Genomic DNA, 244 nt, shown 5'->3' with positions numbered 1-244 from the left:
ATTTGCAGCTTACGCGGGATTGAGGTCGTCACGCTAACCGATGCCAACAGCACGGCCGATGGCGTGATGACTAACCGCCGCAAAGGCTCCCGGGATAATGTCGTTCGCTGGTACCCAAGACTATCCGCCGCCTGGTCCGCCGCCGCCGAGCGCCGCGCTGGAATTTGGAAAGCCAAAGGCAGACCGGTACCGATGCACCCAGAAAACCGCCCACTCATCGTGGCGGCGGACAGCAGCGAGCTAC

1 protein-coding gene is annotated in these 244 nt (G+C 62.3%); it reads left to right on the top strand.

Features of this window, described 5'->3' with window-relative positions:
- Positions 1-244: hypothetical protein (locus RMT89_RS44925; RefSeq protein WP_315889515.1), on the top strand; the 244-nt coding region annotated here is incomplete at both ends.

The organism is Streptomyces sp. P17 (assembly GCF_032436805.1).
Classification (GTDB): domain Bacteria; phylum Actinomycetota; class Actinomycetes; order Streptomycetales; family Streptomycetaceae; genus Streptomyces.
The sequence above is the reverse complement of the archived record's forward strand: the minus strand, read 5'-3'. Positions and strand labels throughout refer to the sequence as shown.